Annotated in this window: 21 protein-coding genes and 2 tRNA genes; 14 read left to right on the forward strand and 9 right to left on the reverse strand. The window is 42.9% G+C overall.

From position 1 onward, the window contains the following. Positions 1–4: 4 nt before the first annotated feature. The 6 genes from trpD to H0S56_RS09655 all read left to right on the forward strand — a co-directional run bounded on the left by trpD (position 5) and on the right by H0S56_RS09655 (position 4,834). On the forward strand, positions 5–1,051 hold the full coding sequence (gene trpD / locus H0S56_RS09630; protein ID WP_064095533.1) for an anthranilate phosphoribosyltransferase: 1,047 nt from the start codon (positions 5–7) through the stop codon (positions 1,049–1,051). Between the two features lie 20 nt (positions 1,052–1,071). Then, positions 1,072–1,878: an indole-3-glycerol phosphate synthase TrpC gene (gene trpC, locus H0S56_RS09635; RefSeq protein WP_044110283.1), complete on the forward strand. Its 807-nt coding sequence runs from the start codon at positions 1,072–1,074 to the stop codon at positions 1,876–1,878. Between the two features lie 197 nt (positions 1,879–2,075). Continuing rightward, on the forward strand, positions 2,076–2,759 hold the full coding sequence (locus H0S56_RS09640) for a Smr/MutS family protein (protein ID WP_005246851.1): 684 nt from the start codon (positions 2,076–2,078) through the stop codon (positions 2,757–2,759). Between the two features lie 93 nt (positions 2,760–2,852). Then, positions 2,853–3,401, forward strand: coding sequence for a GTP cyclohydrolase I FolE (gene folE, locus H0S56_RS09645; protein ID WP_004730181.1), 549 nt, complete (start codon positions 2,853–2,855; stop codon positions 3,399–3,401). Between the two features lie 323 nt (positions 3,402–3,724). Continuing rightward, positions 3,725–4,159: a hypothetical protein gene (locus H0S56_RS09650; RefSeq protein ID WP_004646396.1), complete on the forward strand. Its 435-nt coding sequence runs from the start codon at positions 3,725–3,727 to the stop codon at positions 4,157–4,159. A gap of 114 nt (positions 4,160–4,273) precedes the next feature. Then, complete coding sequence (locus H0S56_RS09655) at positions 4,274–4,834, forward strand: DUF4385 domain-containing protein (protein WP_195724938.1); 561 nt, start codon at positions 4,274–4,276, stop codon at positions 4,832–4,834. An 11-nt stretch (positions 4,835–4,845) separates the two neighbouring features. Here H0S56_RS09655 and H0S56_RS09660 read toward each other — a convergent pair whose 3' ends face one another. From H0S56_RS09660 to hemE, 5 genes are all read right to left on the reverse strand, one after another. After that, positions 4,846–6,243, reverse strand: coding sequence for a diguanylate cyclase (locus H0S56_RS09660; RefSeq protein ID WP_195724939.1), 1,398 nt, complete (start codon positions 6,241–6,243; stop codon positions 4,846–4,848). 198 nt (positions 6,244–6,441) lie between these two features. After that, positions 6,442–8,328, reverse strand: coding sequence for an Lnb N-terminal periplasmic domain-containing protein (locus H0S56_RS09665; protein WP_195724940.1), 1,887 nt, complete (start codon positions 8,326–8,328; stop codon positions 6,442–6,444). A gap of 77 nt (positions 8,329–8,405) precedes the next feature. Further along, positions 8,406–8,876 carry a DUF3015 family protein gene (locus tag H0S56_RS09670; protein WP_004646390.1) on the reverse strand — a complete coding sequence of 157 codons (471 nt, stop codon included), beginning with the start codon at positions 8,874–8,876 and terminating at the stop codon, positions 8,406–8,408. A gap of 143 nt (positions 8,877–9,019) precedes the next feature. Next, positions 9,020–9,823, reverse strand: coding sequence for a DUF817 family protein (locus H0S56_RS09675; RefSeq protein ID WP_004646389.1), 804 nt, complete (start codon positions 9,821–9,823; stop codon positions 9,020–9,022). A gap of 10 nt (positions 9,824–9,833) precedes the next feature. Continuing rightward, positions 9,834–10,904 carry a uroporphyrinogen decarboxylase gene (hemE, locus tag H0S56_RS09680; protein WP_004646388.1) on the reverse strand — a complete coding sequence of 357 codons (1,071 nt, stop codon included), beginning with the start codon at positions 10,902–10,904 and terminating at the stop codon, positions 9,834–9,836. A gap of 205 nt (positions 10,905–11,109) precedes the next feature. Between hemE and H0S56_RS09685 the strand changes: the two genes are divergently transcribed. From H0S56_RS09685 to H0S56_RS09695, 3 genes are all read left to right on the forward strand, one after another. Further along, positions 11,110–12,333, forward strand: coding sequence for a L,D-transpeptidase family protein (locus tag H0S56_RS09685; protein ID WP_195724941.1), 1,224 nt, complete (start codon positions 11,110–11,112; stop codon positions 12,331–12,333). Between the two features lie 180 nt (positions 12,334–12,513). Next, positions 12,514–13,212: a pirin family protein gene (locus H0S56_RS09690; protein ID WP_114541932.1), complete on the forward strand. Its 699-nt coding sequence runs from the start codon at positions 12,514–12,516 to the stop codon at positions 13,210–13,212. 335 nt (positions 13,213–13,547) lie between these two features. Then, positions 13,548–14,519 carry a methyltransferase gene (locus H0S56_RS09695; protein WP_195724942.1) on the forward strand — a complete coding sequence of 324 codons (972 nt, stop codon included), beginning with the start codon at positions 13,548–13,550 and terminating at the stop codon, positions 14,517–14,519. Positions 14,520–14,649: 130 nt separating this feature from the next. Here the strand turns inward: H0S56_RS09695 and H0S56_RS09700 are convergent. From H0S56_RS09700 to H0S56_RS09710, 3 genes are all read right to left on the reverse strand, one after another. Beyond that, a tRNA-Ser gene (locus H0S56_RS09700) sits at positions 14,650–14,739 on the reverse strand. An 87-nt stretch (positions 14,740–14,826) separates the two neighbouring features. After that, complete coding sequence (locus H0S56_RS09705; protein WP_195724943.1) at positions 14,827–16,863, reverse strand: NADPH-dependent 2,4-dienoyl-CoA reductase; 2,037 nt, start codon at positions 16,861–16,863, stop codon at positions 14,827–14,829. 139 nt (positions 16,864–17,002) lie between these two features. After that, positions 17,003–17,356: a hypothetical protein gene (locus H0S56_RS09710; protein ID WP_195724944.1), complete on the reverse strand. Its 354-nt coding sequence runs from the start codon at positions 17,354–17,356 to the stop codon at positions 17,003–17,005. Positions 17,357–17,604: 248 nt separating this feature from the next. On the opposite strand from H0S56_RS09710, the gene argG reads away from it, so the two are divergent. Beyond that, complete coding sequence (gene argG / locus H0S56_RS09715) at positions 17,605–18,945, forward strand: argininosuccinate synthase (protein ID WP_004279561.1); 1,341 nt, start codon at positions 17,605–17,607, stop codon at positions 18,943–18,945. Positions 18,946–19,029: 84 nt separating this feature from the next. Here argG and H0S56_RS09720 read toward each other — a convergent pair whose 3' ends face one another. Continuing rightward, on the reverse strand, positions 19,030–20,301 hold the full coding sequence (locus H0S56_RS09720; RefSeq protein ID WP_174894580.1) for a GGDEF domain-containing protein: 1,272 nt from the start codon (positions 20,299–20,301) through the stop codon (positions 19,030–19,032). A gap of 152 nt (positions 20,302–20,453) precedes the next feature. Here H0S56_RS09720 and pyrC point away from each other — a divergent pair, with 152 nt between their 5' ends. The 4 genes from pyrC (at position 20,454) to H0S56_RS09740 (ending at position 24,917) form a co-directional block, all read left to right on the forward strand. After that, positions 20,454–21,488, forward strand: coding sequence for a dihydroorotase (gene pyrC, locus H0S56_RS09725; protein ID WP_004279558.1), 1,035 nt, complete (start codon positions 20,454–20,456; stop codon positions 21,486–21,488). Next, positions 21,473–22,132 carry a ribonuclease T gene (gene rnt / locus H0S56_RS09730; RefSeq protein WP_004279557.1) on the forward strand — a complete coding sequence of 220 codons (660 nt, stop codon included), beginning with the start codon at positions 21,473–21,475 and terminating at the stop codon, positions 22,130–22,132. The genes pyrC and rnt overlap by 16 nt, the downstream gene beginning before the upstream one ends. A 20-nt stretch (positions 22,133–22,152) precedes the next feature. Continuing rightward, a tRNA-Glu gene (locus H0S56_RS09735) sits at positions 22,153–22,228 on the forward strand. A gap of 163 nt (positions 22,229–22,391) precedes the next feature. After that, positions 22,392–24,917, forward strand: a complete 2,526-nt coding sequence (locus tag H0S56_RS09740) for a TonB-dependent receptor plug domain-containing protein (RefSeq protein WP_195724945.1) — start codon at positions 22,392–22,394, stop codon at positions 24,915–24,917. Positions 24,918–24,933: the final 16 nt, after the last annotated feature.

A 24,933-nucleotide genomic window follows, 5' to 3' on the forward strand; every position in this document is an offset into this window, starting at 1 on the left:
CCTTATGAATATTCAACAAGCTTTAAGCAATATTACTAAAAACATTCACCTGACCCAGGATCAAATGCAAGACGTGATGCGTGCCATCATGTCAGGTGAAGCGACCGATGCCCAGATTGGTGCTCTGCTGATGGGCTTACGCCTTAAAGGCGAAAGCATTGATGAGATTACTGCAGCTGCACGTGTTATGCGTGAACTGGCTACCAAAATTGATGTCAGTGATATTCCATATTTAGTGGACATCGTGGGTACAGGCGGTGATGGCCAGAACCTGTTTAATGTTTCTACTGCTTCTGCATTTGTAATTGCAGCAGCGGGCGCAACCATTGCCAAACATGGTAACCGCGGCGTTTCGACCAAATCAGGTTCGTCGGATTTACTGGAACAGGCCGGGATTAACCTGGACCTGAACATGCAGCAGACTGAACGCTGTATCCGTGACGTTGGTGTCGGTTTCCTGTTTGCGCCGAATCATCATCAAGCCATGAAATATGCAATCGGCCCACGTAAAGAATTAGGAATTCGTAGTATTTTCAATTTACTTGGCCCGCTTACGAATCCGGCCGGAGTAAATCGTTTAGTCATTGGCGTATTTTCCAATGAACTCTGCCGTCCGATTGCGGAAGTCATGAAACAGCTCGGTGCTGAACATGTGATGGTGGTACATTCACGTGATGGTCTGGATGAAATCAGTATTGCCTCTTCAACTCATGTTGCTGAACTGAAAAATGGTGAAGTCACTGAATGGGAAATTATTCCTGAATCGGTCGATATTGAGTCGCAAACCCTGACCGGACTGATTGTGGAAGATTCTGCGCAAAGTCTGGCTTTGATCAAAGATGCGCTGGGCAAGAAGAAATCAGACATCGGTGATAAAGCAGCGAACATGATCGCGCTGAATGCTGGTGCAGGTATTTATGTCTCCGGTTTGACCAGCAGCTATAAGCAAGGTGTTGCGCTGGCACATGACATTATTTATGGCGGTCAGGCACTTGAAAAAATGAGTGTGCTGTCTGAATTTACCAAAACCATTAAACATTACGAAGCTTAATTCGGTCAGGGATTTTGATCATGGTGAATATCGCAAACACAATTTTAGGCAAGATTGTTGACCGTAAAAAAGAAGAATTTGCCCTACGTTTAAAGCAGAAAAGCTATAAAGATCTGGAGGAGCTGGCTCAGGGTGCATCACCTGTACGTAGTTTTGCCCGGTCTTTAGTGTCGAAACGTCCTGGTGTGATTGCTGAAATAAAAAAAGCTTCGCCATCCAAGGGCATTATTCGCGAGAATTTTAACCCTGCGGAAATTGCGGCACAGTATCAGGATGCAGGTGCAGCCTGTTTATCGGTGCTGACCGATGTAGACTTTTTCCAGGGTCATGATGACAATATTCAGATTGCCCGTTCACATTGCGACCTGCCTGCGCTGCGTAAAGACTTTCTGATTGACCCTTATGGGGTCATTGAAGCACGTGCTCTGCATGCAGACTGTATCTTGCTGATTGTAGCTTGCCTGTCTGACCAGCAGTTAGAAGAAATGTCCAAAACTGCATTTGAACATCATCTGGATGTACTGGTTGAAGTTCATGATGAAGAAGAACTATCACGTGCTTTAAAGCTTTCTGATCGTTGTCTGCTTGGCGTGAATAACCGTAATTTAAAAACCTTTGATGTCGATTTAAACACATCATTACGTTTGAAAAAATTACTGGACCCTTCACGCCTGCTGGTGACTGAAAGTGGTATTGCCACACCTGCGGATGTTGCGATGATGCAGAAAAATGATATTCACGCCTTTCTGGTCGGCGAAAGCTTCATGAAACAACCACGTCCGGATCATGCTTTCCGCGATCTGTTTGGTGAGCCTGAAGCGGTTTAAAATGTAAATGCTCACCTAAGCATTAAAAAAGCCCAATCTCAGGATTGGGCTTTTTTATTTTCAATATTGAAAAGTAGATCATAGATTCTCGAGCGTATTTAAAATCCTCAGCAATGTCATGAACGCAATTCAGTTCTCCTTTGTCTATTTTCAGACTATAATTCTTGTAAATTCCGCATCTCCCTTGTTTTTACATTATGAGTAAACACGATTCTTCATTATCTAAAGATCAGTACAACCTGCTGAAATCTTTTAAGAAGCAAATTACACAGCCGCAAACGCCTGCGGTCGTTGCTGCACCTGTTGAAAAGACTGTCGAGCAAGAAGCGTTAGAAGAACTGGAATTATTCCGCAAGCAAATGCAGGGCGTACAAAAAATTGAATCGGGAAATACGGTTCAACTGGACAAACCACGCAAGAAAAAGCCGGATGCACAAATCTTGGCAAAGCGTGCAGCGGCTACTGGCCCGCTGGAAACAGAGGCAATGGCTTTATCAGATACTCAGGCCATGCTCAATCCTGTCGGCAGTCAGGCCAACTTGAGCTATCGCATCGCCACCTTGCAGCATAAAGTGTTTGAAGACTTGAAAGCCGGTAACTTGCGCTGGTTTGAAGCTGTGGATCTGCATGGCTGTACCGTGGAAGAAGCGCGTCAAGCCGTGCTGCAGATTATCCAGATCGCCAAAGATGAAAACCAGAACGTGATTAAAATCGTACATGGTAAAGGTCCAGAAGCGATTTTAAAAACCTATGTCAACGGCTGGCTGCGTCAGCATCGCGATGTTTTGGCTTTTGTCAGTGCACCTGAAAAGCAAGGTGGTACCGGTGCGGTATTGGTTCTGCTCAAACGTGCAGAAAAGAATCCAAAGTTCAAACAGTAAACGGTTTTAGCCTCAAAACAAGGCATTGTAAAAGTTTTCTGCTACAATGCCGTCCTTGTTCATTCTCAGTTTAAGTGAATACGTCATATGACTATGCAGCAATCCTACGCAAACATTCTTACTGCCGTTGGCGAAGATCTAAATCGCCCTGGTCTCAAAGATACGCCTGTGCGCGCTGCGAAAGCATTTTCATATTTAACCTCGGGTTATAGCCAGACACTTGAAGAAGTGACCAACAAGGCGGTCTTCCCTTCCGATAACCGTGAAATGGTACTGGTCAAAAACATCGAATTTTATTCGCTATGTGAGCATCACTTATTGCCATTTTATGGCCGCGTACATATCGCCTATTTGCCAGAAGGTCATGTTTTAGGCCTGTCTAAATTTGCCCGTATTACTGAAATGTTTGCACGCCGTTTGCAGATTCAGGAAAATCTGACTCAGCAAATTGCAGAAGCAGTGGCTGAAGTCACCAAAGCACGCGGTGTTGCAGTAATGATTGATTCTGCACACATGTGCATGATGATGCGCGGTGTAGGCAAGCAGGAATCAACCACACGTACGGTATCATTTATTGGTGATTTTAAAACCGACAAAGAAACACGTCGTGAATTTTTAAGTGCGGTTCCAGAAAGCTATTAATTATTAAAGCTTAAAAATAAGTTACTCAAAGCCTCGATCATTCGGGGTTTTTTGCTTTTAAAGGAAGAGGATATCAATACTTAATTCAAAAGCTCACTTGCTATAAATGACATCTGGTAACAGGGTTTAAAGACCTGTCCCAAAACTTGCTATATTTTAGTCTGGAACTCGAACAATTCCTGCTTGTGTTTGCAACAAGCCTACACTTGGATACACGATAAAGTTTTAATCCTGCCGCTCTCCCATTAAAGTAATTTGAAGTTGATATACAGCAAAGCGCTTTATATCTTTCTGATTGATTTTTAATGATAAGGAAAGTAACCATGGCGAATAGTAAAAATAACCAGGCGAAAGACAGCAAAAAATCAGCAAAAACTGCTAAAAAGACCCAAGATGAGAAACTGAAAAAGTCGAATAAGAGTAGTGACAAAGACAGTGATCGCAAAGTCACTAAAAAAGCGGCGAGCAGTAAATCTAAAGCGGCATCTTCTAAGAAAGACAATGCCAGCAAAGATGAAAAAGTGAAGGCGAAGAAAAATTCGAGCTCAAAAGCCAGTGATAAAGCGAAAGACCAAAAGACCTCTTCCGCGAAAAAACCGGCTAAAGCGAAAAGCAGCAACAAGAGTAAAGACGACACTAAAGTGAAAAAGTCTTCTTCAAAAAAATCGGCGCCTGCTAAAAAGCAGTCGAGTAGCTCCTCTAAGAGCAAGTCAACCAAGGCTAAAACCTCGAAGACCAGTTCAAAAAAATCGAAGTAAAATGAAAGCCCCTAGCTCTAAATGACAGGGGCTTTTCTGTATCCTGCCCCTTTATTTTTATAATTTGTATTAGCTGAAATATTGAGCAATTTTAAATTTCAGAAAAGGCCGAATATGAAGCCATCTGCCAAAGTAGCGCCACCAAAACGTCCGTCACGTGTAGTTTCGAATAGTTTTGATTATTCTCTGGACTTTGCAAAGGTTAATTTCCGCAAACGACCGGAGCTCTACCGGATTGGCCGTGGTGAACAAGGTGTATTACTGGTTGAGCCTTATAAATCAGAAATCCTGCCGCACTGGCGCTTTGCAGATGAAGAAAAAGCACAAGCCAGTAGCGAGAAAATCTATCAGCTTTTTCTAGACTATTTAAAGCAAGAAGATTTTATCGGTGCGGACATGGCACGCAAGTTTTTACAGATGGGTTTCACCCGTGCCCGACGTTATGCCAATCATAAAGGTGGCAAAAAATACGATGGCCCGGTTCCGGAGGATAAAAAAGGCTTGAGTGGTGCACATGGTCGTTCCGAGCTGCCACGTAATCATGAAGATCCGGTTAAAGCCGCTGCTGCCAAAATCTTTAAACAGAAATGGGATGAAGCTAAAAATCATCCCAAATATCTTCAGCAAAAACAGAAATTTAAGGAATTTATAGAGCAGCAGTCTGCAACTGGATAAAAACCTTTCATTTAAACTGAGAGTGGCTGTGCGACTGGGTTCAGGGACTGATGAGTCATATAGACTCTGTTACGCCCGTTGTTCTTGGCCATATACAAGGCAGAATCTGCCGCATTCAGGAAGCGCTGATAATCCGGATGTCCATCATAAAGCACACAACCAATACTGACCGTAAATTTAAACTGCTGACCTTGTGCCGAATTAATCATGCCATTTTCAATATATTTACGAATACTTTCGGCGATATTGAGGGCACGTTTCTCATCAGTATCCACCAGTAATAGCAAAAACTCTTCGCCGCCGACCCGGAAAGCATAATCACTGCCCTGACTGTATTTTTGCAATGCTTCGGCCAGAAATTTCAAGGCCAGATCACCTGCTGCATGTCCAAATTTGTCATTAATACTTTTGAAATAGTCGGCATCAATGGCAAGTAAAGACAAAGGCGTATGATTCTTGCGGGAAAAAGTGATTTCACGTGAAATAATCGTATTCAAATAACGACGATTCAATAACTGGGTCAATGAATCATTACCGGATTCAATATATTCGGCCACCTGAAATAACTGGTCCACCAGCAGCTGAATTTCGCGGTTTAAGTCACGGATCTGCTGGATCAGTCCCAGCATATTGTTTTTGTCCGTACAGTCCATGATCTCTTGATTAAGTTCATCGACTTGATAAATTCGTTCAATGATTAAATCGACCTGGTCAGAACCGGTAAAAGCATAAGAGGCTTTATGGATAAACCATAAACCAAACTCCGACTTGGACAGCATCGAATGATTCAATTTCTCATGCTCAGAAAAGACCTTGAACATGAGCTCATTTTCCCAGTCCAGCAATGAGCTGCGCTGTTTATCTTTTTGTACGGCCACATCCTGCATCGCTGAAAAAACACGATAACTGTGTTTAATTTCCTGATTCATGGCTGTTTTGGCTTCATAAGATCGGCACATGACTTCTGTGGCAAATCCCATGATTTGGACAATATAACTGCAGGTGGTCAACATACTGTGGTGAGGATTCTCATCCAGCAGTTCAAACATTTTACGCTCAATTTCACGCACACCGCGCATGATCAGCCAAGACGGAATTCCGACACGCGCATGCACATGCCCCACCATCGCCTGTTTCTGCACGGCATCGGCATAGCGTTTATTAATTCCCACACTAAAGCTTTCAAGTAGCCAAGCATTTAAAGTGTCGCGCAAGCGCTGTTGAATCAAGTCATCGGAAAAGAATTCTGCAGATTCCTTTTCAATGAGCATGTTTTTATAGAATTCTTCCACCAGAATCAGGGAATGATCTTGAATAAAGTGAAAGGCATGCAATAAGTCATCAGATGAATAATTTTGACAGATCTGTTCCCATTGCTCGGCCAGTCTTGCCATGCATTCATTATTCATACTGTCTGTTCCCCAAAACCTTGCAATTCGCACTCACATTATGTGACAAATATAACAAATATCAGGTATTTTTCCTAAAATATCGACCAGATTATTTGTACCCAACCTAGCCAATTTTTTTATACAAGGGAAAACCGAACAGCAGCCTCATGGATACACAGCACTTTATGAATAGTGTTAATCAGTTTTGACTCAATCTTAAAAATACCGGATCAAACCAAGAATCCATTGATCCCAGTCTTTGGCTTGTTGCTGCTGATATTCCCAAGACAGCCGAAGTGCATGTTGTGGATTGAATGCGTATTGGAGTTCAGTATTCAGTTTCAGCTGCCAGCGATGCGAATCTTCCCAATAAGGCAGTTCCACCTGCACCAGACTGTTGATCTGATCGCTCCAGATATTCTGGCACCCCACAGTAGGGCCTGCACCTACCCGCCAGCCCTGATCCAGTACCTTGCCTGCCTGTAGCTGAGTTTGCATTTGTGCATAACATAGATATTCACGGCTGGCATTTGCCCAGCTATAACCGCCCTGAGTTTTTAAGCTAGCGACGCCATGTTGTTCATTTTCACTAAACTGGCCATGCGCATCCAGTGCCTCCTGTTTCCAGCCCAGATTAAAACCCCAAGATAATGGCGTATTAAATGGATTGACCGGATTATAGGAATTGACGGCAAATAGATCCAGATGTTCCAGCTTGAGTTCACTGTCACGATATTGCAAAGCCCCATCTAGAAACAGCAATTGTGTGCCGGTTCGAAAACCGCCTTGCGGATCAATAAGATCATGATAGGCCTGCCGATGTCCAAGCTGGACAAAAGATTCACCCTGAACCTGTCCGGCCTGAAGACTGATATTGCGTGCATGATGGCTTTGTACCGGATCTATTTTTGAACGTTCCGGTGCTTTACGCTGTTTCTCGACATTTAGCTGGCTTCTTAAGCCTAATAACTTGCGAAAACGTGGTTGAGCAAAAGATTCATCGACTTTTTGTCGAAGAAAGTCCAGATATAAATGATCATAGGCCATTTCCAGAATTTTGGCCTGATCTTCTGCCGGATAAGGCTGCAAAATTGAAAGCATTACACCTGTTTCTGCATAAGCTAACTGATGCGCAGTTTTTGCCAGCGCTTTGCCATGCTGTCTGGATTGAGCCAGCAATTGAGTTTCAAGCGCTGGACGGTAAACTTTCTGTTTGATCAAACCCTGCTGTTCTACGACTTTCAGTGTTTCAATCGGAATCGCAGTCGAATTAAACTGTTTCTGTAGATTTAACTCGGGACGTACCAGATCAAATAGCCCCAGCAGGCGATAAGCACAATTATCATTGATAAAATAATAAGGGAAACTTACATTTTGCATTTCCCAGAGATGCTGTACCAAAAATCTGGTTTCTTGCGGGCTTAAGTTTAATTCATATTCCCACAAATCCCGGCTTTCAAAGTCACCATATTCTTTGACCTTGCGGTAATACGGCATCAGGGAATATTCACCCGGATATTGTCCGGTCAGCCCTTTCCAGGCAAAGGACCAGTTGTCATTGCCATCGACCGTCGCAGCATAGTTGACCGCATAAGAAATCAGATTGAGTTGTTGCTGGTCTTTAGGGTCCAGACGCAACAAGGTATGACCAAACATCGAGCTGGGATTACCCATAAAATCCGTGGCATAGATCAGGGTTGCCTGATAAGGCTTGACCTCGCCAATCCATTTATCCAAATCCGGGCAACTGACCGCAGGCAATTGTTGCTCGGAAATATTCAATTGCTGCATTAACCAGCTGCTGCGTGCAGGAAACTTACAGCGGACGGACTGATTCGGCTCTGCGCTCAGGAATAAAGCCTGAATGTTATGCTGCATTTCTTTTTTTAGATCAGTTTTTCCCTGCTCTGCCAGGAAATAGCCCGAATAGTTAACCTCGCTATGACCTTGGGGATTGGCATACATGAGACGTTGCCAGGTAGTGCTCTGATCCAGATGCTGAGTTTCGGCCTGAGCGATATAATGCTGGATGTCTGGATTAATTTCGCTAGAAAAACTTAAAGGGCTGAATGTCAGGCCCAACATGAAGAACGCATATTTCATTCAGTTAACTTATTCTCATCAATTTCTTTTAGTCATAAGAAAACCCTGCCAGAACAGCAGGGTTTTTAGGGTGCGGATCAGATGTAGGATTTCAATACTTCATCTTTGGCCATCACAGTTTGTAAGGTGCTTAAAACTTGTAATGTATTCTGGTTTTCTTCGGAATAAATTTCAGAGAAATTCTGCTTGGAAACGCTAAAGAAACGAGCTTTATCTTCAGATTTAATATTCAAAAGTTCAGCCAGAACATTCAGGCTTTCACCCTCTCCAACTGCCATATCACGCGCCAATGTTTCAGCGTTTTCATTGGTAAAGGTCACCACTTGAGCGGTTACGGTACCGCCCTGGCTACAACCTAAAGTACCAAAAGTGATCCCGAGCCACTGATTCGTGAACAGAACGTTGGTCGTACCTGCAAAGAGTTTAGGAATAATACCAGACTGACCCGCCCACACCTGGCTTCCGATACCACAACCGACATCTCGGTCAGCCATCGCCATGCTTGAACCAGTCGCCAATACCGCCGCCAGCATAATTTTTTTCAACATAGTTATTCTCCAATTATTCTCATGCAATCTTTGTTATTACTCTAATAATGTAATTTAAATTACATACTCAGCAGAGTAGCGACAAGTCAAGTTTGGCGCAATTGAAAAAATGTATGCTTTACATAAACATAACCTGATTGATTTTACTGTTCCTTGAGCGCCCAATCGCCTTGTGAATTACGCTGTCCCAAGATTTTCAGTACTAACACCAGACTCAGCAATAACAACAAATACCAGGAGCCCAGTTTGCCCCATCCCACCATATGCCATTGCTCAATCTGGCTTGGATAGAGCCAGATCTGGTAAAAGGTACTGATGTTCTCGGCAATCCAGATAATAAACGCCAGAATCAGCAGTACGGGTAACATCGGCAACTGAAAAGTATGCCGATTCAGCTGAAAGCGAATTCTGGTTTTCCAGAACATCAGCACGCTCCAGACAAATAAAATCACCCGATAATCGGGAATAAAAAACTTGCTCATAAAGTTGATATAAGACAAGACAGCCAATGTCAGCATATGGCTAAAACGCGGCAATTTTTCAAATGAAACCTGATATAGACGTAAAGAGCGCGCAAAAAAACTGCCGACCGCAGAATACATAAAACCGGCAAATAAAGGCACGGTCAGGATTTTAAATATTGCGGGTTGAGGGTAATGCCAGGAAGCAATTGCCGGATGGGTCAGGAAGATTTCCATCACCATGGCCATGAGATGAAATAACGCAATCACTTTGGCTTCAGCCCAGGATTCCAGTTTGGTATAGAGCAATATCACCTGAATCAGCAAAGCAAAAAAAAGCAGATAGTCATACCGGTAAAAACCAAAGAAGAGATCGCTGCCCATAGAAGCAGTCAGCGCAAAAGCGAGCAGGAGTAAAATCCCAAATAAGGCAGCCGAAGCTGCCTTATAAGTAAATTCAAACCCTGATTTGAATAGATCGATCAAGGTTTACATCCTAAAGATATTTGGCACTATACTCATGTACGGTATCAATAAATGCTTTTGGATTCGCCGGATCAACCCACTGGGTAATACCATGACCTAAATTGGCAACATAACCGGTTTTCTCGCCATTGGCATAGGCATCATCCAGCATGGCTTTTGTCGCTTTAATGATGGTGTCTGATGAACCATATAAAGTTGCAGGATCCAGGTTACCCTGAAGTGCTGCACGACCAGCAACCGTTTGACGAGCGACATTCAATGGCGTGGTCCAGTCCAGACCAAATGCATCTGCGCCTGTCGTAATCATCGGTTCCAACCATTGACCGCCACCTTTGGTAAACAGAATTACCGGAATCTTGCGGCCGTCTTTCTCACGTTGCAAACCAGCGACAATCTTCTGCATATAGTTCAGCGAGAACTCGATATATTCACGATGTGCTAATGCCCCACCCCAACTATCAAAGATCTGTACCGCTTGTGCACCCGCATAGATCTGCGCATTCAAATATTCAGTCACTGCATCAGCCAGACGATCCAGTAAAGCATGCAAAACTTCAGGCTGCGCATACATCATCTGTTTGGTAAAACGGAAATCCTTGCTTGAACCGCCTTCGACCATATACGTTGCCAGAGTCCATGGACTGCCCGAGAAACCAATCAGAGGAACCTGACCGCCCAAGGCTGAACGAATGGTCGAAACGGCATTCATCACATAATCCAGATCCGACTTGGCATTAAATGCAGGCAGATTGGCGACATCCTGTTCGGTACGGATGGTCTTGTGAAATTTCGGGCCTTCACCGGCTTCAAAATACAGCCCCAGTCCCAAAGCATCCGGAACCGTCAAGATATCCGAGAATAAAATCGCGGCATCAAGATCATAACGGCGTAAAGGCTGCAAAGTTACTTCACAGGCCAGTTCAGTATTCTTGCAAAGCGAAAGGAAATCTCCTGCCTTGGTACGCGTTTCGCGGTACTCAGGCAAATAACGGCCAGCCTGACGCATCATCCATACTGGCGTAGCATCTACAGGCTCACGCAACAATGCGCGCAGAAAACGATCATTTTTTAAGGTCGTCATTCACATTCCCATCTTTCTTTGACATTGCCAACATCATAGCAAAAAGGCCGCAGTTTTAATAACTTCTGGCAACTTTAAAAACCGATCGGATTGAACGGCAACCTAGTGATTTACACAAAACAACTACTGCATCTCCACATTTTTTCTGTAATACTTATAGTGTTTTTTCACATAGTTAAAGAAATAATTCTTAAGGTTGAGTTACATGTTCGTTCGCACAATGCTCGCTGTGAGTCTAGGTTGCATTTTCGCAGGTCAAGTTTTTGCCGCGTCTACTGCTGAACAACCATTAAAACCCCAAGTGGTGACTGATGTTGCAGTGCAAGATCCGATTGATCCATTAGCAACTGAAGCTTCAGCGGCCCAAGCAGCACCTGCAGAAGCGCAAATTACTGCACAAGAACAACAAGACTTAAAACAGGCATCTGAAGAGCTGAATGAGCTACAGGATACCGAAGATCAGACTGCCTCTGTTGGCGCAGCACCAAATACCAAAGCACCGACTAACTCTGCGATGACCAAAGCTTCTTGGACTTTAGACGGTTTAAACAATGCCCAATGGTATGAAAATATCGGTGCAGGTCAATTCCCAGTTTACGCACGTGCGCATGTCATGCTGAATAATGCCCATGCATCACCAGGTGCGATTGACGGAACCAGCGGTAAAAATACACTAAAAGCCATTGCATCTTTCCAGCAAATGAATGGCATCAAGCCAACCGGTGTTTTGACTCAGGAAACCTGGGATAAACTAGTTGCACGTCAGGGTTCCAAGCCAACCTTTGTTGAATACACCATTACTGAAAAAGATCTGGCAGGCCCATTTGCCAAGTCTATTCCTTCAGATTATGCGTTACAGGCGAAAATGAAAGGCTTGTACTACACACGTGTCAGTGAAATGTTGAGTGAAAAATTCCATATGGATGAGAATTTCTTAAAGAAACTCAATCCAAATGCTAACTTTAATAAAGTTGGGGAAAAATTACTGGTCAGTAATGTACGTAATGACTTGCCTGAAGGTATTCACTTGATTGTTGCACATAAAGGTGCGAAACAACTGTACTTATTTAACAGTAAAAATCAAATGATCGCGTCATTCCCTGCCACCATTGGTAGTGCGGATACACCATCTCCGACCGGAACCTATAAAGTAACAGGTGTTGCACCAAACCCTTGGTACAGCTATTCACCGTCTAACTTTGTACAAGGTAAAAACTTAAAACCACTATCTTTACCACCGGGTCCTAACGGTCCTGTCGGGAATATCTGGATTGGTTTAAGCAAGAAATCATTTGGTATTCACGGAACACCAAACCCGTCTACCATTTCGAAAACAGCGTCACATGGTTGTATTCGTTTGACTAACTGGGATGCCAATGATCTTGGCCGTAAAGTCAAATCTGGGGTAACGGTTCGTTTCTTAGAATGATGATCGGTCTGCCGATTTGAATAAAAATAGCCTGCTTTTGAGCGGGCTTTTTTATTCCTTATGTTTACTTTCAGCTCTTTCGTTGCAAAAATGCAATGATCTGTCGCCTATTTGAGATTTTTTCAGTTATAAAACGACAGTATGATGATCTCAAGTTAAAAATAATGTCGAGATAAAATCATGAATGCTTTTCTACATCCTAGCGAAAATCGTGGTCATGTAAAAATGGGCTGGCTGGAGTCTAAACACAGTTTCTCATTTGGTAACTGGTATAACCCAAAGTATATGGGTGTCAGCGCTTTACGTGTCATTAATGATGACCTGATTGATGGACATCAGGGTTTTGGAACGCATCCACATGACAATATGGAAATCCTGACCTGTGTGCTGAAAGGAACCATTACCCATCAGGACAGCATGGGCAATCATGGCGGAATCGCTGCGGGTGAATGGCAACTGATGAGTGCAGGAACAGGTGTGCGGCACAGTGAAATGAACCAAGGCGACGAACAGGTCCATTTACTGCAAATCTGGATTATTCCAAATGAACGTGATGCCAAGCCGAACTATCAGCAAATCCGTCTTGACCCGCATGAGCAACCGAACCAGTGGCATTTGATTTGTGGTCCGAATGACAATGCACCGATGCATATTCGTCAGAATGCCGAAGTCAAAACTGCGGTGATTCAGCAAGGCCAAAGTCTGGAAGTGAAAGCGACCCAGCATATTAATTATGTACATGTTGTTTCTGGCACTGTCCAGATCGCTGAACATACAGTTGAAGCTGGCGGCGCAATTGCTTTTCTAGATGATACAGAAATTAAAGCAAGCGAAGATGCGCAAGTGATCTGGTTTGATTTGCCGGAAGTACCCAACTAAGCTTTTAAAGCTCTCAGCTCTAATGGCTATTGATCCCAGTGATTAATAGCCATTTTTTATACATATAATCGTAAATAAGAAATAATAGGTGGCAATATCATAATAAGGTTTCCTAACTAAGAAAATTATGCCTGCTACCTATACAAATCCAACCAATTCTCATCACATTTTTACCTAAGCAATGCATTATTTAGGTGAATATAAACTGATCCCTTTCCATGGAATCCAGTGCTGTATAGCTTTGATCATTCACGACTGGTTTGATATTGTCTTTTGCAGCCATAAAGTGAATTAATCTTTTCATGTAGGTTAAATAAATAGAAGAGCATATCCGTATGAACCAAATTTTAGAGATTCAAAGCAGCCCGCAGCAAGCTTTGCTTTATTTATTAGCCTTTTTAAAACAACAAGATTATCAGTTTACGACCATTACACCACTTTCCCACCAGCGAATTCTGAATCGGAAAAAGAATGAAATTTATAAGCACAGAACCCTTCAGGATATCTTTGGCTGGAATCTAAACTTTAAAAAAACTGATCTTGATCCCGTTCTGTTTGAATTATTGCAAGAACATCAACTTCTACAGGTTCAGGAAGATCAATACTTGAGTCAGATTCGAGTTTCTTCACTCGATGGCGAACTCTTTATTCATTCAGCTTTTCCGACTACTCAGCAAGATGCGGTATTTTTTGGCCCGGATACGTATCGCTTTATCTATCATCTCAAGCAATATCTAGCCACTCAGCCTCGTCCTTTCAAACGGGCCGTGGAAATGTGTTGTGGCACTTCAGCAGCCGCGATCAGTATAGCCAGACATTTTCCAGATGTGAATGAAATTATGGTTGCAGACCTGAATCCCAAAGCCTTGCTCTATAGCCAGATTAATATCAGTCTTTCCAGCTTAAACCATATTCATCCGGTTCAAAGTAATTTATTTTCCAATCTTGATGGAAAATTTGATCTGATTTTTGCTAATCCGCCGTATTTAATTGATCCGGATCAACGTCAATATCGTCATGGCGGTAATAAACTGGATGGCTGTGATTTATCATTCAGGATTATAAAAGAAGGTCTACAGCGGCTGAATGTTGGTGGACGTTTATTCCTCTATACTGGAGTAACTGTAACTGAGCATGGCAATCTGTTTTTGCAGCATCTTAAAAATTTGATGAAACAGCATCAAAATATAACTTGGTCCTATGAGGAAATTGACCCGGATATTTTTGGTGAAGAACTGGAACAGCCTGCTTACCAACATGTGCAAAGAATTGCTTTGGCTCTGATCAAGATTGAAGTAGGCGATTAAAGAATATTTATTTATCAATTATGGAATTTTAAAATTTTGACTTTGTTCGCTATCAGCTTATTTTAAATCGTTTTATTAAAATCATAAGCAATAAAAAAACCCCAATCTTTCGACTAGGATTTTTAAAATTTGGCGGAAGCGGTGAGATTCGAACTCACGGAGGACTCACACCCTCGTCGGTTTTCAAGACCGGTGCATTAAACCGCTCTGCCACGCTTCCATGGGCGCAATAATACGGAGCTTTTGTCCGGCTGACAAGTGAAAATTACAGTGAATGCAATCAACTGCATATAGTTTCATCAAATCCTTACAGTTTTGCTGCTAATTCCGCTCCCTCACGAATGGCGCGCTTGGCATCGAGTTCAGCAGCCAGTTTTGCACCGCCAATAATATGATACTGCGCCAAGGTATTTTCCCCAGCACTCGGCATCAGGTCTTTTACCGATTCCTGACCTGCACATACCACAATGGTATCCACACGCAATAATTGAGCATGGCCATCTACCTCAATCCATAAGCCTTCATCCGTGACAGATTTATATTGCACACCGCGCAACATCCGCACGGCATGTTTTTTTAACTGGGCACGATGTACCCAGCCTGAAGTCTTGCCTAGTCCTGCGCCAAGCGGTGTCTTTTTACGTTGTAATAGATAAATTTCCCGTACTGGAGGTTCTACTTCAGCACGCTGTAACCCGCCTTCAGTCACATAATCTGGATGAGAATCTACACCCCATTCACGTTTCCACTCATCTACAGGCTGTGGCTGTACCTGATGCGGCGGCTTTAATAAAAACTCCGACACATCAAAACCAATACCACCCGCGCCGATGACCGCAACACGATCACCGACAGGCGCACCGCGTAGCACTTCTGCATAAGACAACACTTGTGGTGCCTGACTACCTTCGATATTCAAGGCACGCGGCACAACCCCTGTGGCCACAATCACCTCATCAAAACCTTCACGCTCCAACTGCTCGCGATTGACCCGGGTATTGAGACGCAGATCAACTCCGGTTTTTTCTAGCTGCACTTTAAAATAACGAATCGTTTCGTGAAATTCTTCTTTCCCCGGAATCACTTTAGCCAGATTGAACTGCCCGCCTACTTCATGACTGGCCTCAAACAAAGTGACATCATGCCCGCGACTGGCTGCGACAGTAGCCGCTGACAGACCTGCAACACCACCACCAATCACTGCAATACTTTTCGGTTTTTTGGTTTTGACATAGACCAGTTCGGTCTCATAAGCGGCACGCGGATTGACCAGACAGGTTGCGCGCTGGTTTTTAAAGGTATGATCCAAGCAAGCCTGATTACAGGCGATACAGGTATTGATTTCATCAACACGATTGGTTGCGGTTTTGTTGACCCAGAAAGCATCGGCCAAAAGTGGACGTGCCATCTGTACCATATCTGCCTGACCAGAGGCCAGAATCGCCTCGGCAGTGTCTGGCATATTGATCCGGTTAGAGGCAATCACCGGCACCGAAACATGTTTCTTAACTTCAGAAGTGTAATCGACAAAAGCAGCTCGAGGCACGGAAGTCACAATAGTTGGAATACGTGCTTCATGCCAGCCAATCCCGGTATTGAGCAAAGTAATTCCTGCCTTTTCCAAAGCTTTAGCTACGGTAATCACTTCCTGCATGGTATTGCCATCATGTACCAAATCGAGAAGTGACAAACGGAAACAGATAATAAATTTCTCACCAATTTCAGCGCGAATCGCTTTAACAATTTCTACGGCAAAACGCATCCGGTTTTCAATCGGGCCGCCCCAACGGTCAATACGCTGATTGACATGACGACTTAAAAACTGATTCAGCAAATAGCCTTCAGAACCCATAATTTCTACGCCATCGTAGCCGGCTTTTTTGGCAATGCTGGCAGTTTTCACATAATCCTGAATGGTATTCAGGATCTGTTTATCTGACATTTCACGCGGTTTAAAAGGAGAAATTGGTGATTTGATCGGGCTGGCCGAAACCACAAAAGGCTGATAGCCATAACGTCCGGCATGCAGAATCTGTAAAAGAATTTTAGCACCATGCTTATGCACTGCATGTGTCACCAGACGATGTGGTGCAATATCGCCCAAGGTATTCATGGTACCGCCCGCCGGCAACAGCCAGCCTTGACGGTTTGGCGATATTCCACCTGTAATCAGCAGACCCACACCACCCTTTGCACGTTCGCCAAAATAAGCTGCCAGTTTAGGATAGTTATAGAAGCGGTCTTCCAGACCAGTATGCATCGACCCCATCACCACCCGGTTTTTAATGGTGGTAAAACCCAAATGCAGTGGCTTTAAAATGTTGGCATAGCGCGTCGTGGTCATAACAAATCCCTGATTATATTTGGCTGAGCAAGTCATTCCCTTACTTTAACTGATTTTCAGCGGCTTTTTATGACCCGGAGTTCAGCATTTTCAGGCACAAATATCAATCTTCGAAACAGTTCTTTCTATACATGACGAATTAGTTCTGCCATTGTCGTGCGCTGGATTTCCATAATGCAATCACGCCCAATACTGTACCAATTGGAAAACTCAGCAACATCAGAATAGCCATTATTCTGGATAAAGTACGTCCTGAACCATTGCCCTGCTTCACCTTTATACTGGCCTGGATATTAAAAAACATCAACAAGCCTAAAAGCAGCAGCACCACACCTAAACTCAGCATGGAAATACTGGATTGCTGATATTCAAGATATAAAAACAGCACTGTACTAAAACCAATCAGGCCGGCATAAATCCCATGTAACAGTGCCAGCGTTTCATTCTTAGCTTTAGGATTTAAATTAGGTAAAGGTGGAATGCGAGTCGCCATGCTTTTATTCCTGTTTTATCTGGTTTTTAACTTTATTCGGGTGAATATAACCAATTTCTTCCGTTTTCAGCAGGATTCTGGTGAAAATCGTGCGATTTATGATTATTTAAGCCTATTGAATAGAGATTTTAAAACGAGTTTTTCTTTTCTAAAGCAAACCTAAATAAATTAATGATACAATTGATGCAATATGTATTTTTTCAGGCCACCAATTCTGGCGTGCCTATTTCATATCATTAGGATGAACAATGTCTGATAATGCAACTATCTTGCAGAATGTCCCAGTAGGTAAAAAAGTTGGTATTGCCTTCTCTGGTGGTCTAGATACTTCTGCTGCTCTTTTGTGGATGAAACAAAAAGGCGCTGAACCTTATGCTTACACAGCAAACTTGGGTCAGCCAGACGAAGACGATTACGATGCGATTCCAAAAAAAGCTGAAGCTTATGGCGCAGTAAAAGCACGTTTAATCGACTGCCGTTTACAGCTTGCATTAGAAGGTATTGCTGCAATTCAATGTGGTGCGTTCCATATTTCTACAGGTGGTATGCCTTATTTCAACACGACACCATTGGGTCGTGCAGTAACTGGCACCATGCTTGTAACTGCCATGAAAGAAGATGACGTTAACATCTGGGGTGACGGTTCGACTTATAAAGGCAACGACATTGAACGTTTCTACCGTTATGGTTTATTGACCAATCCTGCGCTTAAAATCTACAAGCCTTGGTTAGACCAAACTTTCATTGACGAGCTGGGCGGACGTGCAGAAATGTCACAGTTCCTGATCGACAATGGTTTTGACTATAAAATGTCAAAAGAAAAAGCTTATTCAACTGACTCAAACATGCTGGGTGCGACGCACGAAGCTAAAGATCTTGAATACCTGAATGCAGGCATCAAAATCGTTGAGCCAATCATGGGCGTTGCGTTCTGGAAAGATGACGTAGAAGTAAAAGCTGAAGAAGTATCGATTACTTTTGAAGAAGGCTTCCCGGTTGCTATCAACGGTCAACGCATTGAAGATCCAGTTGAATTTATTCTTGAAGCGAACCGCATCGGTGGCCGTCACGGTCTAGGTATGTCGGATCAAATCGAAAACCGTATCATCGAAGCGAAATCTCGCGGTATCTATGAAGCTCCGGGTATGGCGCTGCTTCACATCGCTTATGAGCGTCTGGTAACGGGTATTCATAACGAAGATACGATTGAACAATACCGTATTAACGGTCTACGTTTAGGTCGTTTGCTTTACCAAGGTCGCTGGTTCGATTCTCAAGCGCTTATGCTGCGTGAAACTGCACAGCGTTGGGTTGCTAAAGCAGTTACCGGTACTGTAACGATCGAATTGCGTCGTGGTAATGACTACACCATTATGAATACTGAATCTCCGAACCTCACTTATGAAGCTGAGCGTTTGACTATGGAGAAAGGTGATTCTATGTTCTCGCCGATGGATCGTATTGGTCAGTTGACCATGCGTAACCTGGATATCACGGATACTCGTGCGAAACTGGGCATCTATACAGAGACTGGTTTATTGGCAGTTGGTTCAGCATCTGCAGTGCCACAACTAAAAGACAAAAACTAAGTTTTAGTCCTTTTTAGTTTCATAAAAAACCGCTCCTGATGAGCGGTTTTTTATTGAGGGTTCGTTTATTGATTGTAATAATCTCTAACCATTTGCGATATCTGAATTGACTGAACGAATGGACTGATAATAAATCTGGTTGCGTCCAAGCTGTTTGGCACGATATAGCGCCTGATCCGCGATTCCCAATAAGGCGTCTTTATCAATATCATCTTCACCACGATAAACGGTAATGCCTAAACTGATGGTGATATGTTTCGCAACCGAGGATTTTTCATGCGGGATTTCCAGACGGTCAATCGCCTTAAAAATATTTGAAGCCACTGCATAAGCACCATGTGCGTCCGTTTCTGGCAAGAGCACTACAAACTCCTCCCCGCCATAACGTGCGACAAAGTCCATATGACGAATGGCATTCTTGATGGTTTTGGCAATAGTCGAAATGACATCATCACCTTTCTGATGCCCATAAAAATCGTTGTAATTTTTAAAGAAATCTACATCGATAAACAGAATTGCCAATGCCGTTTCTTCACGATGTGCACGTTCGAAATGGACTTGCAGCGTCTCATCAAAAGTCCGTCGATTGGAAATCTTGGTCAGCTCATCGTACTGACTCAAATGTAATAATTCGTTGGTATGGATACGCTGGATCTGCTCACTGATTCTGGCGCGAATGCTATAGAGAAATATCACACGTTCACGGGCAAAAATCATATGGCTAATCACATAACCCAGCAAGCAACTTCCAATTAAAATCCGGCCAAAAACCATAGGATTAAATTCAACTGAAAGGCTAAACAATACAAGAATAGTAGTTACCGCAGCGAGTAATCCGGTGACCAGCATCTGAATCGGTCTAATACCGGTCAGAATATAACCCAGGATATACACGATCGTGACTATGGCCATGGACTGATGCTGCAAGGCATCAGTTTTAATCGACATGGTAATGCATGAAATTGACACCTGTATCCAGAACACCAACAGCATCGAAGCCTGCGGGAAAAAGCGCTTGATCTTGGGTAAACAGGAGAATATATAAAAAATGATTAATGACATGCCACCATTGAGCAGGCCCAGCATACACAGGACAAAATCATGTACGAAATATTCTTTGCTGATGCTCCAGTAATCTGTAGGAATCATTACCACTAAAAAAAGGAAATAGGCTAGTACTCCAGCCCAGACATATTTTTCGACATGTTTACGGGCGCGTTCCAGATTTTTGGTCCAGAATTCTTGTTCCAGATTTTGTGGGAACACCGGGCCTACACGCTGGCTTTGCCGTGTAATCAGTTGTTCTATGTCTTCTTTATCATCTTGCAATTTCGCTAGATTGTACTTGTATTCCATTGCCAAGTATTTATGTAATTTTTTTATTAATTTTAAAATAACATACTTTTTAAAATTAATTTATACATATCCCTTATTTTGTAGCGCTTTCTCGTTACCATTTTTACTATAGATGGATTATCATTTGTTTTATTTGTTCGACTGAATTTGCCTTGAATACGATTACGATTCTCCAGCCAGATGATTGGCACGTTCACCTGCGTGATGGTTTAGCACTTCAACGTACTGTTCCCGATTTAGCCAAGCAGTTTTCTCGCGCCATTTGCATGCCAAATCTGGTGCCACCCGTTAAAACTGTCGAAGAGGCCAATGCCTACCGTGAACGTATCATGGCACATGTGCCTGAAGGGGTAAATTTCGACCCGCGTATGGTGCTGTATTTCACTGACAACACCCCGGCAAGCGAAGTTAAAAAGATCAAAGAATCTGCGCATGTCAATGCCATCAAGCTCTATCCTGCGGGTGCGACCACCAACTCCGATAGTGGTGTGAGCGATATGAGCAAAGTCTACGGCGTAATTGAACAGCTTGAAGAACACCAAGTGCCTTTATTGCTACATGGTGAAGTGACGCATAATCATGTCGATATTTTTGACCGTGAAAAGCGTTTCCTGGATGAAGTGCTGGCTCCCTTACTCAGACAATTTCCCAAGCTGAAACTGGTGCTCGAACACATCACCACCAGCGAAGCAGCAAACTTTGTACTTGAGCAAGACCGTAATGTCGCTGCAACCATTACGCCGCAACATTTATTGTTTAACCGCAATGACATGCTGGTTGGTGGGATCAAGCCGCATTTCTACTGCTTGCCGATTTTAAAACGTCAAACGCATCAGCAAACTTTGCTGGAAGTCGCAACCAGCGGTAATCCTAAATTTTTCCTGGGAACAGATAGCGCGCCGCATTCAAAAAATGCAAAAGAAAATGCGTGTGGCTGTGCAGGATGTTATAGTGCGCCGACTGCCATTGAGCTGTATGCTCAGGCATTTGATCAGGTGGGTAAAATTGAACGCCTGGAAGGTTTTGCCAGCCATTTTGGTGCAGACTTCTATGGCCTGCCACGTAATACCAATACCATTACCCTGGTTAAAGAAGATCAAGTAATCCCTGAAAGTTTAGACTATCTGGATGGTGAACAGATTATCCCACTGTATGCTGGTAAAACCATTCAATGGAGAAAAGTGTGACAAATGAAACGCTCCCAATCATTGGTCAACGTTTTCGTGGATTCTTACCTGTAGTTGTCGATGTCGAGACTGCAGGTTTTAATGCGCAGACTGATGCATTGCTGGAAATTGCGGCCATTCCGATTGTTTATAATGAGGAGGGTCAATTTGTGCCGGGTCAAGCTTACCATGCACATATCAATCCTTTCGAAGGGGCAAACCTCGACCGACGTTCGCTGGAGTTTATTGGGATCGATCCTTCTAATCCAATGCGAATCGCCATGGCCGAAGATGAGAAAACTGCACTCAAGCGCATTTTTAAATCGGTGAATGAAGTGCGTCGCCAGCAAAATTGTACCCATGCAGTTTTAGTCGGACACAATGCACATTTCGATTTAGGTTTTCTTCAGGCCGCGATTGCCCGTACCGGGACCAAAAACCAGAACCCGTTTCATAGTTTTTCTGTCTTCGATACAGTGACTTTAAGTGCGGTGATGTTTGGTCAGACTGTACTGGCGAAGTCCTGTATCCAAGCTGGAATCGAGTTTGATGGTAAAGAAGCCCATTCTGCATTATATGATACGCAGAAGACCGCTGAACTGTTTTGCTATATTTTAAACAAACTCGCACCTCACCTGCTTGACACTCTGGTGGCGGATCAATAAGATACCGCCATCTTCTAAACGTCCCTATCGTCTAGAGGCCTAGGACATCGCCCTTTCACGGCGGTAACCGGGGTTCGAATCCCCGTAGGGACGCCATCTATTTTTTCTCTTCTTTATATTTCTTTGATCAGCATCTTAAGCTGCTCAAGTCCTACACTTTTATCAATTAATTAATGAAAATAATTCTCATTACTATTGATTACCTACTCTAAGTTAATGATAATCACTTTCATTATCTTTCGCAGATTTAACCCTTCTCATGCGTTTTGCTTATTCCCCACTTTCTATTGCGGTTCTAACAGCTTTATCAACATCTAGTTTTGCAGAAGAATCAAATTATCAAGAATCCATCCTCAAGGAAGCTACGGTTAAGTTCAGCACGATTATTATCGAAGCTCAGCAAGTAAATGAAGTGGGAAAAACAGTTTATTCAAAAGAAGATTTAGAAAGTACGCCAAATAGCTCAAAGAACATTACCGATTTTTTAAAAGTGAATCCGAATGTGCAGTTTAGTCAGTCACAACTTGCAGCAGGTTCTCAAGGTGAAATTAAACCTGCCGAAATCTCAATTAATGGTGCACAAACCTTCCAAAACAATTTCATTGTGAATGGTGTTTCCAACAACCTACTTATTAATCCAGCAAATTCAAACACAAATACGTTTCAAGATATTGGGACTGGCGCACAAGCTATGGCAGTGAACACTGACCTACTTTGTGAGCTTGAAGTATTAGATAGCAATGTGTCTGCCGCTTATGGTCAATTCACAGGTGGTGTTATAAATGCTAAAATATGCGCACCGCAAACAGAGATAGGTAAAATTCACGGTTCTATCACTTACGATTACACTGAAAGTGATTGGGCTCGCTACAACTCAATTTCACCTTTAGAAGAAAGTAAATTTGAAGAACCTACAGATGACTACCAAAAGGAATATACCAAACAAGGTGTAAGCACCAATATTTATGGGAAGCTCTCGAATGATTGGGGCTTTAATGCTTATGCTTCTCAAAGAGAGTCTATCATCCCAGTCAAAAGTGGCTTTGAAACACCTAAAACAATTGATCAAGAACGACATATCTCAAATCTTGGTGCAACATTATTTTATACACCAAACGCCTCAACCAAAGCGAAGTTTGGTTTGGATTATGGATTGCTGGACAGTTTGAGCTATGTGGACAGCAATCGTGATTCGGGAAGTACCACTGAAACCGAAACACTTACATTATTCTCTGAACTCGAACACCAATTCAATCTAGGTACTCTCGTACATAAACTTAATTTCCAAAACTCGGCGACACAACGCATTGCAGATAATAACTACAGTATGCATTGGTACTACGCCGAAGGAAGTAAAGATTGGAATAATACCGATGTTGTTCGAGAAGGCGCCATCATGGGAGAAATCAAACAACTCCAAGACGTTCTCTCTTACGACCTACAAGCCAATATAGACCCATTTAAAGTTGGTCAATCCCAACACAACATGACTATAGGTACGGGTTATAGCCATGCTAATGTTGCGTGGAAACGAGTCGAGGATGTTTTACTCGCGACAAAGATCAACTTAAAAGAACTTGGCAAAGATACTACCTGCCTTCAAAGTGACCCATATTGTGATGAGAAACTAACTATAAATGGTTGGAATGGACAATATATCGCTGGTGGGACTCTGTACAAAGCTGGTGATATCAAAGCTCAGCAAGATCGCCTAAATATATTTATTGAAGATAATATTCAGTGGAATGATCAATTTTCAACACGCCTTGGTGTTCGTGCTGATTATGACTCTTTAAGTAGTAATATCAATATTGCCCCTCGTAGTCGTTTCTCTTACAAACCCTTTAGTAATGATCAATTGCATTTATCCGCTGGGTGGAATCGCTACTATGGTCAGCAAACGTTAGGTACAGAACTGAATGAAATTCAAAATGATTTGCTCTACAAACTGTCACGTGAAAACCCATATGCACCTTGGGTAGAAACACAAACTACACTATCCAGCGGTACGCGTAGTTCAGCGCTCAATACCCCTTTCAGGGACGAGACTGTTTTAGGCCTGAATACACAAATCCAGAATTGGGATCTAGGGCTAAAATGGGTCAATCGTAAATATCAGGATGAAATATCAAAAACTAAAGTTACTCCTTTAGAGGGTTCAAAATTCTTCTACGAATATAACAATGATGGAAGTGGCAAAGCTGACATCTACACCTTAATACTTAAAAATCGTCAACCGATCGCTCTGGGGGATAGCCAACATTTATTTGCCTTGGGATTTGACTACAGTGAAGTCTTCCGCACTTATGTAGATTACACTTCAGCCTATGATCAAGCCATTCAAGATGAATGGGTCTCTTATGATGGTCAAATTATCCATTGGTCAGACCGCCCTGCCCCAAACTTTAACCAACCATGGACCGCACGAGTAAACTGGGATATTGCATTCGATACACTGCCTGTACGTATTTCAAACTTCTTTAGCTATAAAGACAGTTACGATGATATGGTTGCAGTCTCCGATAAAAATGACAAAGTCGAATATGAAGGTGAACTGCTTGACACCTATTTAGCCTCTGAAATTAAACCCAAATTTACATGGGATATGCGCACCACCTATGACTGGGAAATTTCAAAAGATTTACATGCAATTTTTGGTTTAACCATTAACAACGTAACCAACCGCGTGAATACCTATACAACAGGCTCGACCTCAAATGATAGACCACGTGTGATGACTGAAATCGGCCGCCAATTTATTGCGGATGTTACTTTTAAATTCTAGAGCCTGAATAGGTACA

It is taken from the genome of Acinetobacter lwoffii (genome assembly GCF_015602705.1).
Classification (GTDB): domain Bacteria; phylum Pseudomonadota; class Gammaproteobacteria; order Pseudomonadales; family Moraxellaceae; genus Acinetobacter; species Acinetobacter lwoffii_E.

Coding starts and splice junctions, on each gene's coding strand:
- H0S56_RS09710 (WP_195724944.1), bottom strand. CDS start 17,356: ATGGCGACTCGCATTCCACCTTTACCTAATTTAAATCCTAAAGCTAAG.
- H0S56_RS09740 (WP_195724945.1), top strand. CDS start 22,392: ATGCGTTTTGCTTATTCCCCACTTTCTATTGCGGTTCTAACAGCTTTA.
- H0S56_RS09655 (WP_195724938.1), top strand. CDS start 4,274: ATGAAGCCATCTGCCAAAGTAGCGCCACCAAAACGTCCGTCACGTGTA.
- H0S56_RS09695 (WP_195724942.1), top strand. CDS start 13,548: ATGAACCAAATTTTAGAGATTCAAAGCAGCCCGCAGCAAGCTTTGCTT.
- H0S56_RS09665 (WP_195724940.1), bottom strand. CDS start 8,328: ATGAAATATGCGTTCTTCATGTTGGGCCTGACATTCAGCCCTTTAAGT.
- H0S56_RS09690 (WP_114541932.1), top strand. CDS start 12,514: ATGAATGCTTTTCTACATCCTAGCGAAAATCGTGGTCATGTAAAAATG.
- H0S56_RS09720 (WP_174894580.1), bottom strand. CDS start 20,301: ATGGAATACAAGTACAATCTAGCGAAATTGCAAGATGATAAAGAAGAC.
- trpC (WP_044110283.1), top strand. CDS start 1,072: ATGGTGAATATCGCAAACACAATTTTAGGCAAGATTGTTGACCGTAAA.
- H0S56_RS09660 (WP_195724939.1), bottom strand. CDS start 6,243: ATGAATAATGAATGCATGGCAAGACTGGCCGAGCAATGGGAACAGATC.
- H0S56_RS09685 (WP_195724941.1), top strand. CDS start 11,110: ATGTTCGTTCGCACAATGCTCGCTGTGAGTCTAGGTTGCATTTTCGCA.
- H0S56_RS09705 (WP_195724943.1), bottom strand. CDS start 16,863: ATGACCACGACGCGCTATGCCAACATTTTAAAGCCACTGCATTTGGGT.
- folE (WP_004730181.1), top strand. CDS start 2,853: ATGCAGCAATCCTACGCAAACATTCTTACTGCCGTTGGCGAAGATCTA.
- H0S56_RS09650 (WP_004646396.1), top strand. CDS start 3,725: ATGGCGAATAGTAAAAATAACCAGGCGAAAGACAGCAAAAAATCAGCA.
- H0S56_RS09640 (WP_005246851.1), top strand. CDS start 2,076: ATGAGTAAACACGATTCTTCATTATCTAAAGATCAGTACAACCTGCTG.
- rnt (WP_004279557.1), top strand. CDS start 21,473: ATGGAGAAAAGTGTGACAAATGAAACGCTCCCAATCATTGGTCAACGT.
- hemE (WP_004646388.1), bottom strand. CDS start 10,904: ATGACGACCTTAAAAAATGATCGTTTTCTGCGCGCATTGTTGCGTGAG.
- H0S56_RS09670 (WP_004646390.1), bottom strand. CDS start 8,876: ATGTTGAAAAAAATTATGCTGGCGGCGGTATTGGCGACTGGTTCAAGC.
- argG (WP_004279561.1), top strand. CDS start 17,605: ATGTCTGATAATGCAACTATCTTGCAGAATGTCCCAGTAGGTAAAAAA.
- trpD (WP_064095533.1), top strand. CDS start 5: ATGAATATTCAACAAGCTTTAAGCAATATTACTAAAAACATTCACCTG.